The organism is Rhodococcus koreensis (genome assembly GCF_017068375.1).
Classification (GTDB): Bacteria; Actinomycetota; Actinomycetes; order Mycobacteriales; family Mycobacteriaceae; genus Rhodococcus_F; species Rhodococcus_F koreensis.
In genome coordinates this window covers 872,837-887,543 of the sequence record NZ_CP070610.1, presented here as the reverse complement: position 1 = coordinate 887,543, position 14,707 = coordinate 872,837, and the positions used below count along the sequence as shown (strand labels likewise).

The following is a 14,707-nucleotide window of genomic DNA, read 5'->3' as shown; positions in this document are numbered from 1 at the left end:
CGGTAGCGATCTTCCGAAACTCGCACGTGCACAGCGAATCACTAACCTCGCGTCCGTTTTCTCCGATAGCTAACAACGGCACCCTCCGGTGGCACAAACTCAGCGGCACGCGACTGCACTCGTCCATGTGCAGCGGGTGTGGGCCGGTGTGGGCGCCTAGTTCCGCTCAATCGGGCGGGCCCGACGTGCCGACATCTCCGCACCGAAACACCCTGCCACATGGCCGCGGAGATTTCCTACGCGATCCGAGTGCGGTCCCATCCGGTAGCACGAACTTGACCCCACAGTTCGACCATGATGAAGGAAGCATGATGGAACCCACGAATCCGGAGTCCTACAGAAACACAGCATCTCGCCCCAGTCCCGGCGCGCAGACTGCCCCTGAGATACGCCGCTACCGACAGTGGCAACAGCGGCGCCGAGCGGCAAATCGGACCCGTGCCGAAGAACCCAAAGTGGACAAAGAGGCCGAGGACATCCTCGAATTTGTCCGAACGTGGGCCCCCTATGGCGGCGCACCCGCAGAGGAAATACTTGTCCGGTTCGGGATGACACCGTCACGGTTCAAGGCAAAGGTCCGCGAGATCCGCGCCCATGATCACCTCGCGATGAAAATGGAGGAGAAACCTTTGCCTGGATCCGTGGAGTTTGCTGTGGGTGCGACGGCGTGCGAATGGCGAAAGCGCTTCCCGTAGTGAGAGAATCGAGATTCTCAGGTCACGATTGTCCACATGCGGAAAGGCACTTTCAGTGCAATCTCCGCACACGTTCACGGCTGGGTCCGCGGTGTTCGACGAACGCAATCTCGTGTCGGCGGCCGGGTTGGTGCCGGTTCTCGAACTCGCCGAACAGTCCGGCCTGTCGGAGCTGATCGACTCTCATGTCGACCTCGACTCCACGCGGGTGGCCTCGGGTGCGGCGCGAACGCGGTCGGGAAACTGACCTCGATCGTCGGTGGGACGCTCACCGGAGCCGACAACATCGACGATGTGGACACCATCCGGGCGGGTGGCAGCCCGATCGTGTTCGACCAGGTGTATGCGCCGTCGACGTTGGGGATCTTCCTGCGCGAGTTCACCTACGGACACAGCCCGCAGCTCGGGGCGGTGCTGCGCCGACACCTGATCGGCCTCGCCGCCCGCACACCACTGCTGCCCGGCATCGAGGACTTGGCGTACCTCGACATCGACTCGTTGCTTCGGCCGGTCTACGGGCACCAGAAGCAAGGACCTCCTACGGGCACGCGAAGATCGCCGGTCGCGCCCTGCTCCGCAAGGGCCTCTCGCCGCAGGTCACGGCCCTGTCCACCGCGCAGGCGGCACCGGTGATCGCGGAGATGCGACTACGGGCAGGCAAGGCCGGCTCCGGGCGCGGCGCTGCCTCCCAATTGCGCTCGGCGATCACCACCGCCCGCGCCTGCGGGCGACGGGCAAGATCATGGCCCGCGGCGATTCGGCGTTCGGCAACAAGGCCGTCATCGGCGCCGCGGTCACCGCCGGCATCGAGTTCTCGCTGGTGATGACCCGTAACCCGCGCATCACCCAGGCCATCGACAGTATTGACGGGCAGGGAATGGATGCCCTGCACTCTCCCGGTGCGGTCACCGACCCCGACACCGGGGAATTGATTTCCGACGCCGAGGTCGCCGAGGTCGAGTACACCGCGTTCTCCGGACGCCACCAGGTCACCGCCCGCCTGATCGTGCGCCGCGTCAAGGACGCCAACTACCCCGACGCGCTGTTCCCGGTAGGGCGGCATCACCCGTTCTTCACCAACTCCGACCTGCAGACCGTCGACGCCGACCTCACTCATCGCAAACACGCGATCGTCGAAACGGTGTTCGCGGACTTGATCGACGGACCACTTGCCACATTCCCTCCAGGCGCTTCGGCGCGAACAGCGCCTGGGTGCTCTGCGCCGCGATCCGCACAACCTGCTGCGCGCCGCGGGCACCGTCTGCGGAGGAAGTCACGCCGTTGCTCGTGGTGCCACATTGCGCCGGTACCTGGTCAACGTCCCCGCCCGATTCGCCGGACCAGTACTTCACCTGCCTCTCCACTGGCCACCGTTCAAGCCCGGACGTATGGACGCGGCTGTCGCATCTGTTCGCGTAAGGCCGGCAGTAGTCGCCCGCCGAAGCCAGGTACGTCACTAGCTGACAAGCGGCCGGACGTCGTCGCAGACTGGAACTGGGATAGAAACTCCGACATCACACCAGATCAGGTCGGCGTGAACAGTGCCAGGAAGGTTTGGTGGAGGTGCGGCGACTGCGGGCACGAGTGGTCGGCGCCGATCAAGATCAGGGTCCGCTCGAGAACTCATCGATGGGGCATCTGCCCAAGACGATCGAGGAAGACGCCTGGTGTCCTTACCCGCGACAGCTCTGCACGCAAAGCGGTCTGAACCCAATCTCAGCGGCGCCACTCGAGATCTAGTCGGGGAGCAGAATGGTTCAAGGCTTGACGCCACGACGAAATCCATTCGACGTTGGGAGTCGGCATAGTTGGGACTCGCCGCCTGACGGATGGGTTAGCGTCCAAATCTTTCCGTCCGTTTAGCCATTCTTGATGCCGCAGCCTGACGCACCCTCATATTCGCTGAGGCGAGCATTGCGTAATGGACGTAGAGTGGGTGCGAAAGGTGACGAAGGAGTGGAAATGGCGCGCCAAGTAGTTGTCGAGCATGTCGACGATATCGACGGATCCCCTATTGCGGAGGGAAGGGGCGAGACGATCGCATTCTCCGTGAATGGGATCGACTACGACATTGATTTGTCAGCGAAGAATGCGAAGGAATTCCACAAGAAACTCGATTATTACATCGATCACGCCACAAGAGTAGGTGGCCGCAAGAATCGATCAGCGGGCACACTCACGTCGGGTGAGGAGGTCAAGCGGAAGCCTGCGCGGCGGGACCGTGATCATGTGAGGGCAGTGCGAGAATGGGCTCAGGAGCAGGGCTATGACATCGGGGTTCGCGGGCGCATTCCTACCGAGATCGCGGAGGCATACAACGCTGCTCACTGACGACTGTCGGGAGAGCGAAATTACTCGTTGGGCTTTCGGTCGAGGGGATGAAGTGGAAGGCTAGGAGCGAACGGCAATCGCAGGTGGCGTATCAACGAGAGTCCCTACTCTTTGACATTCGAACGAACACCAGGTATTCGAGGAACCGCGACCAATTTCGAACCCTCCAGGAACGTCTGCCCTGGCTGCTGGCCGAGATTTCCGAGTCATGCACGAGGACGTCCGAAGTTCTGTCGTCGGGTGCGATGAAACACCGAATCCAGTCCCACCGTTAATCACTTCTCATTGCCCTGCACTATGCCGATACATCCCGATAAGTTGATCCTGCAATCTTGATGTAGGCGCGAAGACCTCGCACCGTGCTGGCATCGCCGTCGGCGCACCGTCCAACGAGTCGTCCACGGGAGCAACGACGGCGGCTTCCATCGCCAGTGCCCCGGTTCGATCGATTTTCCAGCATTGCTCACTCCTCGGAGCTCGGACTGTTTGCCCTGCGACCCACACGCCTCTGACCGATCCTCACGGGTTGCAGACCAATGTTTTAGTCATCTAGACTAAAAGTATGGAGACGATGACGGAGGCACTCGATGTTGTGGGAGCGGCAATCGTGCCGAGCGACCTGTTCGGCCCAATCACCCACAATCCGGCGGCTCAGCGCGCTGCCCGTCGGCGGTTCCGCCGCCTGTCGGTTCTGATTCACCCGGATCGGGTTGATCGCGCGTACGCCGCCCGCGCGGCAGCAGCATTCACACATGCGTCCGACCTATATCGCCGCTGGCAGCAGGCTGCGACTACCACGGCCGCGGCCGCGGCCGCGGCGATCGTGTTGGACGGCAGTCGCGGCTCCTACCGACTCGGGACTCGGCATGCCCGTGGTTCGATCGCCGACCTGCACCATGCCACCGACAGCGGCGGCGCGGGCGTGGTGATCAAGGTTCCCCGCAATGTCTCCTCGAACGCTCTGATCGACGCGGAACGGGCCGCGCTCACGGAGATCGCGGCGTCCGCCGAAGGCGGGAATGATTGGCTGCGCGCGTACTTCCCGCAGCTGATCGACCACCTCACCCACGCCGACCCTGTGACCGGCGCCCGGCGGCAGGTGAACGTGCTGGACTCACTGACCACCGGATTCGTCACACTCGCCGAGGTCCGGGCTGCGTACCCGGGCGGGCTCGATCCGCGGGATTGGGTGTGGATGCACCGGCGTCTGCTGCGGACTCTGGCCGCCGCGCATCGCGCCGGGTGGGTGCACACCGCAGTGACCGCGGACAACGTGCTCATTCACCCTGAGCGGCATGGAGTGGTACTGGCCGGGTGGTCGTTCGCCACACGCCCAGGCACGGTTCCGCTGGCGACGATCCCCTCTCGGCGGGATCACTATCCACCGGAAAGTTCCACCGGATCCCCCGCAACCCCGGCCTGGGATGTGTTCATGGCCCATCAGTTGATGCTGACCATGCTCGCCGACACGGCCCCGGACCGCCTGCGCGCGTTCGCATGCGGCTGCATGCAACCACAACCTGGTCTGCGACCTGACGCCGTCGATCTGCTCGACGAGTTCGATGACCTGCTCGACACGCTCTACGGGCGGCGACGCTTCCGCCCGTTCACCATGCCCACCACGAAAGGACAGTGATCCACCATGGGATACGGCAAATGGGATGACGACACCTACACCGCGGCCAAGACGTTCCGCGCCGCCCGCGGCGTCGACGACTTCGGCTACACCAGCGCGATGTACGCACGGCCGAGAGACCAGTGGAAGGCCGATCCGACCCTGGACCCGCTGGGTGTGACGGTGCGGGAATGCCGGGATTCGGCCGGGCACCCCGAGTCGCTACCGATCGCCGTGCTCTTCGACGTCACCGGTTCGATGGGCGCGGTACCGCGGATCATGCAGGACAAGCTCGGCAAACTGCACGGATTGCTGCAGCGCAAGGGGTATGCCGACGACCCGCAGATCCTGTTCGGCGGCATCGGGGACGCCGACTCCGACCGAGTGCCCCTGCAGGTCGGTCAATTCGAGTCCGGCAACGCTATGGATGAGCAACTCCGCACCATCTTCCTCGAAGGCAACGGTGGTGGTCAGAAGTCTGAGAGCTACGAGCTGGCCGCATATTTCATGGCGCGGCACACCGCCACGGACGCGTGGGACAAACGTGGCCACAAGGGGTACCTGTTCATCATCGGCGACGAGCTGAACAAGGCCCGACTGTCGGCCCGGCACGTGCGCGCGGTGATCGGCGACGACCTCGACCGCGATGTCACCGTCGAGTCGGTGTACCGGGAACTCGAACGGCGGTGGAACGTCTACTTCGTACTGCCGAATCAGTCGGCGTACTTCCACGATCCCGAGATCGCGGAGCACTGGCAACGTCTGTTCGGGGAACGGTTCCTCAAGCTGGACGACCCGGGCGCGGTGTGCGAGCTGATTGCTCTGACGGTCGGCATGGGCGAGGACCGCATCGACCTCGGTGAGGGTCTGGCGGACCTGCGTGACGTCGGATCCGCCGCTGAAGCGGACACCGTCGGTCACGCGCTCGCCGTCCTCAGTGCGGCGCGGGCCCCCGTCGCGGTGAGTCCGCTGCCGATCGATCCGGCCGGCAGCGACGACGTGTCCTTCACCTGACACCCGTTCGGGAGGCGGGGCATTCGATTCCGCTTCGGGTGCGAGCCCCGCCTCCCGACCCCCTTCTACGACAGGAGATCCCATGACCACGGTGTTCGGTGACCGCGACATCATCGTCGTCGACCTGGGCTTCGGCGACGCCGGTAAAGGCGCCACCGCCGACTGGCTCTGCGCACCGGACGCCGGCCTCGACGTCTCAGCCGTCGTCCGGTTCAACGGCGGCGCACAGGCCGCGCACAACGTCGTCGCCGACGGTCGCCACCACACCTTTTCCCAGTTCGGGTCCGGAACCTTCTCCGGCGTTCCCACTGTGCTGTCGAAGCATGTCCTCGTCGAACCTATCGCCCTCGCCGCCGAGGCCCGCGCCCTGGCCGCGCTGGGGGTACCGAATCCGCTCCAGTTACTGCACATCGACGCCCACGCGCTACTGACCACCCCGATCCACGTCGCCGCCAACCGCGCCCGCGAGGACGCCCGCGGCGACGGCCGGCACGGCTCCTGCGGCAAAGGTATCGGCGAGACCGCCGCCTACGCCCTCGACCACCCGGACGCACCCACAGTCGGGGACTGCCACCGCCCAGCGGTTCTGCGCGCCAAGCTCTCCGCGATGGCCGACCACTACCGTCACCTGGTCTCCCCCAGCGTGCACCGGTGGCCCGACCTCGACGACATGGTCATCATGTACTCCGAATTCGTGGCCGCGGTCCGGATCACCGACGACGGTGACCTCGCCGCCCTCGCGGACGGAGGGCGCCTGGTTTACGAGGGCGCACAAGGAGTGCTACTCGACGAGTGGCGCGGGTTCCACCCACACACCACCTGGTCCACCGTGGAACCGAGCAACGCGCGCGCACTCTCCGCCGAGCAGGGCCGCGACAGCCACGTGCTCGGCGTCACCCGCACCTACACCACCCGGCACGGTGCAGGCCCGATGCCCACCGAGAACCCAACGCTCGGTGCGGTCCTTCCCGAACTGCACAACGACACCGGCAGCTACCAGGGCACCTTCCGGATCGGGGACCTCGACGAGGTACTGATGCGGTACGCGACAAAGGTATGCGGCGGGGTGGACAGTCTGGCCGTCACCCACCTCGACGCCGTCACCCGTGCCGCAGCGGCCGGCATTCCCCTCCGTAGCGCACGCCGGTACCCCGGCGTCGGCGAGCTGCTGCCTCTCGGGCCGTGGAAGGACCTCACGCATCAACAACACCTCACCGACGTCCTGTCCGCACTCACGCCCGACACAGTCGAGTTGCCGACACATCCAGCAGACGTCGCGGCGCACCTCGGATCGCTGGTCGGCGCACCGGTGGTGCTCACCTCCGACGGTCCCAGTCGGGCCGCTCGTCGCGTCCGAGAGCCTGCTGTCGCATGATCACCGTATGGAACAGTCATCCGTCTCCGTCGACGTGGTCGCTCTCCGGTTCGGCAATCCCGAACCCGGCTCGCTGCGCTACGGCGTCGCGCCCCGCCGCTGGGAGCCGTACACCGGGCAGACGGCCCTGCCCGGTGTCCTTCTCGGCGCCGGTGAACGCCTCGAGATGGCAGCCCGTCGCGCCGTCACCACTAAGCTCGGTATCCCGGACGACGCGATCCTGGCCGTGGGACAACTCGAGGTGTTCGACGAACCCAGTCGCGACCCGCGAGGGCCGACCCTGTCCATCGCCATGTGGGCCGTGATCACCGCCGACAACATCACCACGGACCCGGCCGCCGCGACGCAGTGGCGCGGCTTCGACGAACACGGCAACCTCGCCTTCGACCACGACCGCATCGTCGCGGCAGGACGCCGCATCCTCGCCACCAGTCTCCTCTGGCGGGACGCAACATTCACCCGGGCCCTCCTCGGCGCAGAATTTCCCGCCACCCACGCCGTCACGGTCACCTCTGCCCTCACCGGCAGCCGGCCCGATCAAGGCAATCTCAATCGCACGCTCAAGGCGATACCGGGACTCGAACGTACTGACGAGCGCGTCCGCGTGCAGGCTACCGGCCGACCGGCAGTCGTATGGCGTTGGACCACAACATAAGTGACATTCTCGCGGACACCGTGCCACTAGCGCACCGAGCGGCGCTACCGTCCCTGCTGACCTCGGTCGCTGATGCGAGAATGGACGTAGCGACGCCTGGTCGCCGCCGTTCGGGGTCACGGCTCCGGATTCGACACCTCATCAACTGTCACCAGGTACTGCTCGGTGCTGTTCGGGATGATCTTGGGGAAGCAGCACCGGCTCCCCGATGCGAATGTTATCGACCACTCGTCAGTGGTGCTGCCGCCTATTCGGAGTCTGCTGTGCCGATATCGACCGTGAGGTCCTCGGTGTCGGCGAAGACCAGACGCCTGTCGTCAAGGGCGACCGCCCACCTATGGACAGGTGCCCAATCGTGGCCGCGTCCAGCGGTATCGGTCAGTTCGGCGTAGTCCTCGACGATCACGCCTGTCGCTGCCTCAGGCTGCCTACGCACCAGCACCCGGGTGCCCACGCGCATCGCATCAAGTGACGCGCCGACTTCTTCTCGCTCTCTTGACGTCCTCCCGGCCGTGAACGACCGGGATTCCTTCTGCGCCGCTGCGCGCCGCTTGGGTGGGTTCCTGTTTCATTGGGGCTCGCTTCCCTCTAGGAGGGAAGGCTGACGGCCCCTCCGCAGGCGTTTAGCCACTCCGCACGTCCTGCGGCGTGGATGTTCTTCGCGGCGTTGACGTCGCGGTCGTGAACCGCTCCGCACGCCTTGCATGCCCACTCCCGGATCGAGAGCGGTTTCGGGCCGCCCTGGACCCCACATTGGGAGCAGATCTGCGACGACGGATAGAACCGGTCCACCTTGACGAAGGTGCGCCCGTAGCGGGCGGCTTTCTCCTCCACCATGCGGGTGAACATTCCCCACCCGGCGTCGTGGACCGATTTCGCCAACCGTGTCCGCGCCAGCCCCCGGACGCACAGATCCTCGACGAACACCGCTTGGTTCTCGCGGATAATCGCCGTGGAGTGCTTGTGCGCCCAGTCCTTGCGAGCGTCGGACACTCTGGCGTGGGCCTTCGCGACGCGAATACGTGCCTTGACCCGGTTGTTGCTGCCTTTCTCCTTGCGCGACAGAACTCGCTGCGCCTTGCCGAGCTTGCGTTCTGCACGGCGCAGGAACCTCGGCGAGCTGATCGTCTTGCCGTTCGACAGGACCGCGAACGTTGCCAACCCGAGGTCGATACCGACCTCCGCATCGACCGGCGGCAGAGGTTCGTCGGTGGTCTCGACCACGAACGACGCGAAGTACCGGCCCGCTGCATCCTTGATGATCGTCACCGAGGACGGTTCCGAGGGCAGATCGCGGGACCAGGCGACCTCCAACTCGCCGACCTTCGCCACGTACAGCTTCCCGTTCGGGCGAATCGAGAACCCGTTGCGGGTCAGCCGGATCGCCTGCCGATTGTCCCGGCGGGACCGGAACCGCGGCGCGCCGACCTTGCGGCCCTTCCGTTTCCCGGAGAGCGAGTCGAACCAGTTTCGGTACGCCCGCCGCGCGTCCTGACACGCCTGCACCAGCACCACCGATGCGACCTCGCCCAACCAGGCCCGCTCCGGAGTCTTCTTCGCTGCGGTGACTACCTGCTTCTGCACGGCGGTATCCGACAACTTCACCCCGGACGCATACGCGTCCTGGTGGATGCGCAGGCAGTCGTTGAACACCACCCGCGCACACCCGAACGACCGGGCCAGCATGTCCTGCTGACCGGGCGTCGGATAGACGCGGTACTGGTATCGCAACTGCACACCCAAACAATAACATTGGTCTATGGTTTCTGAACCTGAATACAGACGTGGCCGCTCCGTGTTTTCCGCCCTCCACGTCCACTTGGTCTTTGTTACCAAGTATCGGCGCGGAGTCCTCACCGACGAGATGCTGACCACCTGCGAACAGGTGATGCGCAGCGTGTGCGACGACTACGGTTCTCGGCTGGTCGAGTTCAACGGGGAGGGCGACCACGTGCACCTGCTGATCGAATACCCTCCGACCATCCAAATCTCGAAGCTGGTGAACAGCCTCAAAGGCGTCTCCGCACGCCGCCTGCGCGACCAGTACCGAGAATGGGTGAACCGACACTCGATGAACGGACACCTCTGGTCCCCGAGCTACTTCGCCGCATCGTGCGGCGGGGCACCCATCTCGATCATCCGGCAGTACATCGAGCAGCAGCGGCAACCGCCCCGCGCTCCCGGCAGGCCGAAGTCGATGCGCTAACCCGGCCCTGAAGGACCGGGCTTGCGCGCTACGCTCCGCGGTCACTCATGGACTGCACCTTTCTTCGGCTGCCCTTCGGAGCATAAGCGTGACCTATCCGCGCCCACCAGACGAACTCACAACCACCGGCCGATCTGTGCTCAGGCTATGTGGGTTCACAAGTGCGCCGGCCGCGTATGTGGCGAGGTGGAATGCGGCTCGCCCACGGACCGCATTGCGGTCGGATTTCTCCGGGGCGAAGCGCGGAGTAATTCGATGTTCCGCGGGTACTCCTGACCTACGCTGCACAGCGGGTTCGACGGCCCCGGTGGCAGCCAGGCCCAACGACCAGCGCTCCCCTTTCGCTGGCCGGAGGGCCGCTCGCCGCCGAGGGATCAAGAGCTCGCCCCCGCCCGTGGCCACGGCGGCGCCATAAAGTCGTTATCGAAACGGACGGGTGGGTGAGCTTCGGGTTTACCGGTGTGATCGGGCTGGGGACGTCTCGTCAAGTAGCGAATCGACAAGGTCCGCTGCCGCGGCGGTTCTTGCGAGGTTCTTTGTTGTCCCGCTGCCGGTTGCTGTGTGGTCGAGGTAGCGGACTTCGCACGTGAACACCGGCGCGTGGGCGGCGCCCTCCATTCTCACGGCCCACTGTGGGGAGGGATGGCCGTGGTGTTCGGCATGGCTGATCACCCAGGCGATCGGGTTCTTCTGCGCTCGCTCCCGCCGTCTCGATGCCTGGCCCGAGTCCGAATCCATGGGTCCGCTGCGCGCTGATGCCGGCCGCGCCCGTACCCCTGCATGCGTGGTGCTCGGGGGCACCGGCTGCGGGTCGTCCCGCAGCGGGGAGTCGACCTCCGGATGGCTCTCCCCTGCCGCGACGGCCTTCGTCAGGCCCCACGCTGCGTCCTGCTCGGCTCGCTTCTTACTGCCCGCGGTGGCCCACGGCCCACAGACCTGACCCACCCGGACTCGTGCCGCGAACACCGGCGTGTGCGAGGGCCCGCGGTGATCGCCGTCGATCTCGGGCCGGGGCAGGTCGGGATGCGCCTGCAGCCACATCGACACCACACTCGGCCCGAACTCCGGATGCGCCCGCGATGCCCAGTCGAAGACCTCACGTCGGATCGGCGCCCAATTCTCCCCGGCTTCGAGCAACGTCACGATCGCGGTCACCGTCACGTCGTCGGACTGCACGCGGCGGCGCAACTCGTTGACCACGTCACCGATCGGGTCACGTGCTGTTGCAGCCGCGAGCACCTTCGCCCACCGCTTCGAGTCGAGTACCGCGAGTTCGCCGGCGGCGACGACCTGCGCGGTCACCTTTCGATCACGTGCCTTGAAGTGCGCTGCCTTCTCTTCCCGGTCCGCTGCGATACGCCGGTTGATATCGGCGGCGAGGTTGCCGAGTTGCTCGCTCGTGTACGGGGCCGGAGCGGAGTCGAGGTGGGCGAAGATCACCCGCTGGGTGATCAGGTCCGACACCCGGCGCAGCGGCGACGTTGCGTGCGTGTACGCCGCCAGCCGGAGCCCGTGATGGCCGTGCACCGTCGGGGCGTAGGTGGCAGCACGATACGACGATTGCAGACGCGAACGCAGCTTCTCGAACAGCACTGGATCGGTCATCGCCACCGCGACCTCCGCCGCGAGGTCCTCGGTGCTGCCCGCGGTCACCGCGCTGCGATGATTGCGGAACAGGACCGGAAGGTCCTCTTGCACACACCACATGGCGATGACCTCGTTGGCTGCGATCATCAACTCCTGCACGATGACATATCCCACCGTGCGCACGTCCAGTGGGATCGGCGCGATTCCCCCTTCCTCGGTGGAGCCCCAGCCGTGCGCGAGATCGTAGAGGGCGAAGACACCGGACCTGCGACGTCCCTGGAGCAGCACCTGCGCGGCGTCATTCGCGGCTCGCACGCCCTCGTGTAGCGGGTCGTCGACCGAGCCGAGGATTTCGGTGATCTGCGCATGATCGACCGCGATGCACCTACCGGCCGGCACCCGCCCGCGATCGACGCTCACCCCGGACACCACCCCGTCCGCGGACAGATCTGCTAGTACCCGCAGCGTGGACCTCTCCGCTGTCTCGGTCAATGTCGCCGCCTGCTCGGTGTCGCGGCCAAGCATCGGCACCGTCCGACGGGACAGATACTTCGATTCACGGCGCAGGAATGCCGTCGCATCGGCGTCGGAACCTAGGGCCACGACGTCCGCGACCCCGGCGATGTGCACCTCCAACTTCCAACCCGAACCGTCGGCGAGTTCGGTCACCGCGAACGCATCATCGCGATCGAGGGCCTCGGACCGATCCACCATCAACAATGGCACACCACTATTGGACACTGCGCCTCCTCAACCAGAAATCGGCAGCGACACTGCACCAGAAACCATCAGTACCAGCGACGGACATCAGTGTCGATCACCTCTTCCCTTCGACACGCCCACCGATCCAGCGGACTTGCGGCTACGCCGCCAACGCCCTGTTGAGGCAGCTTTGTCCCCGCCCACCGTGGTGTCCCCCACGCCCCTGGTGCCGGTCTCGTGCCCCTGAGTACCCGTTGCTTCCGGATCTGACGACCACCGAAACGGGGGCCGCGTTGTACGGGAGCGTCTCCAGCGTGCACGAACACGCCCGACCAGCACGAACAAGACGATCACCTCGCTCAAAAAGCGTAGATCTGGTCTAACACCCGGGCCGACAACCTGACGCGAGGCGCGCCGTGTCTTCGGTGAGAGTTCACATTGCCCCCTACCTGCCAGTGGACCTGCGCGGCCGAGGTCCACCCAACACTCCACCCCGTCACCGTCTCCACCGCCCGGCTGGCCGCTGGCCACCGCGGATGGAAAATGCTGTCGCTGAATCGAAGTCGGTCCTGACTGTTTTATCGGCGGATCCTACGAATTTGCCCGAACCGCGAGCCGCAGTGGCATATTTCTGAGTATGCCCAGGTACCTGGTAACGCTCGATGATGGAACATCGAGCGAGAAGACATTCGAATCAGACTTTCACGCGATTAACGAGACGCACCGGCCCCATCCACCCCGGCGCGGCATCGCCCAGATCGACCGCTACGACAAGGACGGAACTCGGTTCCCTGTGTGGCCATCCTCCCCCACCAAATCCAGCTGACACGCTTCTCTCCTCGGCCTCGACGGCAGGTGGACGCCGACTGATCAAATCGCCCGTGCCGACATCTTGCCGACTTCTCGGCAACTAAGCCGACTCGCCCGGCGACGCCCCTGGGCGAGTCGGCGCCACCCGCGCACCGGAGACAGCCTTGCCGGAGACCTCCATGCGCAGCGAAAATAGGACATTTGTCCAGTTTTGCAAACTAATACCAACCTGTAGGTTTGATATGAACAGTGGGAAATACAGAAGGGAACGCCTTGCAGAAGCGTGCAATCGCTACGCGGCAGGCTGTAGTGGCCGCCGCAGCTGAGGTGTTTAACCGCCTGGGTTACGTGAAGGCGGGCCTACAGGAGATCATCGCCGAATCCGGGGTGACGAAGGGTTCACTGTACTTCCACTTCAGCTCGAAAGAACAGTTGGCACGGGCAGTTATCGACGAGGGCTGCGCAACCCTCGAATCGGCATGCTCTCAACAATTCGACTCCCGCACACCAGCTCTGGAAACGTTGATCGGGATCTCGTATGTGATGATCGACCCGTCCAACAACGACGACCTGGTATTGGCCGCATTCCGCCTTCTCAACGAGATGGGCGACTTCCGAGGCACCGGGAACGTGGTCTTCGATCAATGGATCTCGACCTACCAGGCATTGGCGGCAAGGGCAGTCGAAGAAGGCGACTTCCGCGCTGACACAAATCCGGATGAGGCGGGCCGTCTGCTGCTGGAGATGGCATTCGGCACGCGTCTACTGGCAGCGGCAACCGACACACTGAGGGAACTGCCTGAGCGTATGACCACCGCGTGGAAGGTCTTCCTGCCCGGGCTAGTCGACGACGCGAAAGTCGACTACTTCTCCCAGTTCGCCGCTCGTCGGCTATCCTCCTACCTCGTGCCCTCCTAGCGAAACGCGTCACCCGGTCGACCAGGTGCGGACCCGAACCCCACCTCCGTCCACTGAAAGAGACGACGGCGCCCGACCTACCCCGGGTGCCAAATTAGGACCATCGCCCCGAGCATCTACTCGTCGAGACGCTATGGGCGGCAAAGCATCGTCATCGCCGGATAACGCCGTCGCAACCATGCGTTCCGACAATTCCATACTTGTCCAACAGCGTGTTGAACAAATACGTGGGTAGGGTAACAGCATGTCGTCGCAGTCTGCACCGTAGTTACTTGGCGGCTGCGTCGCCGCGCGATGAACGCCCTTTCCTTCAATTCGGTGAGGCGGACACCAGTCGATTCTCGATGGGGATGAGTCGGACATTCGCGTGCAGGATGTCGTAGGTGTAGTTTGGCCATCGCCAACGGAGCGGTGGCCCCGGCCAGTAGCGGACGACGTTGTTGCAGCGGCCCCTACTAGGCAGGAGCCAGATGGTCGGAGCTTGCTGATCGTGGGATCCTGTGCATCAGCCGCCACGTCGGATTCAGGGGCGCACTTCACCCGTCGAGGGAGCCCCCAAGCTCGCCATCATCACGCTCCGACTTGGACCCACTATCTGGAAGCTCTTCCGGGTCAGGCCATTTAGCGAGTTTCACGCGGTGAAGGCAGGGGATCTTCCGCACGTACCCGTCCTTGGTGACACACCGTTCACCAATGCCTACGCGGCAGTGCGGACAGGGGATATGAGCAACGAACTCGAATGGATCCATCACTCACCTCCACGACCATGTATGGCGAATCATGCCGCACCGACACACAC

Annotated in this window: 13 protein-coding genes and 1 pseudogene; 10 read left to right on the top strand and 4 right to left on the bottom strand. The window is 64.7% G+C overall.

Translation table 11 applies throughout. The annotated features are described in order from the left end of the window. Positions 1-455: 455 nt before the first annotated feature. The 8 genes and pseudogenes from JWS14_RS44980 (at position 456) to JWS14_RS44945 (ending at position 7,685) form a co-directional block, all read left to right on the top strand. A complete protein-coding gene (locus JWS14_RS44980) occupies positions 456-695 on the top strand; it encodes a hypothetical protein (protein ID WP_061697462.1) in 240 nt (79 codons plus the stop codon). A gap of 55 nt (positions 696-750) precedes the next feature. Beyond that, positions 751-2,155: pseudogene (locus JWS14_RS44975) on the top strand (IS1380 family transposase). Next, positions 2,059-2,403 carry a zinc-ribbon domain-containing protein gene (locus JWS14_RS52035; protein ID WP_420855178.1) on the top strand — a complete coding sequence of 115 codons (345 nt, stop codon included), beginning with the start codon at positions 2,059-2,061 and terminating at the stop codon, positions 2,401-2,403. The pseudogene JWS14_RS44975 and the gene JWS14_RS52035 overlap by 97 nt, the downstream one beginning before the upstream one ends. 254 nt (positions 2,404-2,657) lie before the next feature. Then, the gene (locus JWS14_RS44965; protein ID WP_061697460.1) at positions 2,658-3,026 is read left to right on the top strand and encodes a histone-like nucleoid-structuring protein Lsr2; all 369 of its coding nucleotides are present in this window, start codon (positions 2,658-2,660) and stop codon (positions 3,024-3,026) included. 571 nt (positions 3,027-3,597) lie between these two features. Beyond that, on the top strand, positions 3,598-4,662 hold the full coding sequence (locus JWS14_RS44960; RefSeq protein WP_206016969.1) for a protein kinase family protein: 1,065 nt from the start codon (positions 3,598-3,600) through the stop codon (positions 4,660-4,662). Between the two features lie 6 nt (positions 4,663-4,668). Continuing rightward, a complete protein-coding gene (locus JWS14_RS44955; RefSeq protein WP_206016704.1) occupies positions 4,669-5,655 on the top strand; it encodes a hypothetical protein in 987 nt (328 codons plus the stop codon). A gap of 82 nt (positions 5,656-5,737) precedes the next feature. Continuing rightward, the gene (locus JWS14_RS44950; protein ID WP_206016703.1) at positions 5,738-7,030 is read left to right on the top strand and encodes an adenylosuccinate synthetase; all 1,293 of its coding nucleotides are present in this window, start codon (positions 5,738-5,740) and stop codon (positions 7,028-7,030) included. A 7-nt stretch (positions 7,031-7,037) separates the two neighbouring features. Beyond that, positions 7,038-7,685 (top strand): NUDIX hydrolase, encoded by a 648-nt coding sequence (locus JWS14_RS44945; RefSeq protein WP_206016702.1) that lies wholly within the window; start codon positions 7,038-7,040, stop codon positions 7,683-7,685. Between the two features lie 247 nt (positions 7,686-7,932). Here JWS14_RS44945 and JWS14_RS44940 read toward each other — a convergent pair whose 3' ends face one another. Together JWS14_RS44940 and JWS14_RS44935 are read right to left on the bottom strand one after the other, a co-directional pair. Beyond that, the gene (locus tag JWS14_RS44940; RefSeq protein ID WP_206016701.1) at positions 7,933-8,145 is read right to left on the bottom strand and encodes a hypothetical protein; all 213 of its coding nucleotides are present in this window, start codon (positions 8,143-8,145) and stop codon (positions 7,933-7,935) included. A 128-nt stretch (positions 8,146-8,273) separates the two neighbouring features. Continuing rightward, entirely contained in the window at positions 8,274-9,422 is a 1,149-nt protein-coding gene (locus JWS14_RS44935) for an RNA-guided endonuclease InsQ/TnpB family protein (protein ID WP_206016700.1), read from the bottom strand. Between the two features lie 22 nt (positions 9,423-9,444). Between JWS14_RS44935 and tnpA the strand changes: the two genes are divergently transcribed. Next, positions 9,445-9,891 (top strand): IS200/IS605 family transposase, encoded by a 447-nt coding sequence (gene tnpA / locus JWS14_RS44930; protein ID WP_206016699.1) that lies wholly within the window; start codon positions 9,445-9,447, stop codon positions 9,889-9,891. A gap of 453 nt (positions 9,892-10,344) precedes the next feature. Here tnpA and JWS14_RS44925 read toward each other — a convergent pair whose 3' ends face one another. Continuing rightward, positions 10,345-12,192 (bottom strand): RNB domain-containing ribonuclease, encoded by a 1,848-nt coding sequence (locus JWS14_RS44925; protein WP_206016968.1) that lies wholly within the window; start codon positions 12,190-12,192, stop codon positions 10,345-10,347. 1,047 nt (positions 12,193-13,239) lie between these two features. Here JWS14_RS44925 and JWS14_RS44920 point away from each other — a divergent pair. Then, positions 13,240-13,908 (top strand): ScbR family autoregulator-binding transcription factor, encoded by a 669-nt coding sequence (locus JWS14_RS44920; RefSeq protein ID WP_275957911.1) that lies wholly within the window; start codon positions 13,240-13,242, stop codon positions 13,906-13,908. Between the two features lie 536 nt (positions 13,909-14,444). Here the strand turns inward: JWS14_RS44920 and JWS14_RS52030 are convergent. Further along, a complete protein-coding gene (locus tag JWS14_RS52030; protein ID WP_420855168.1) occupies positions 14,445-14,657 on the bottom strand; it encodes a zinc finger domain-containing protein in 213 nt (70 codons plus the stop codon). Positions 14,658-14,707 lie beyond the last annotated feature (50 nt).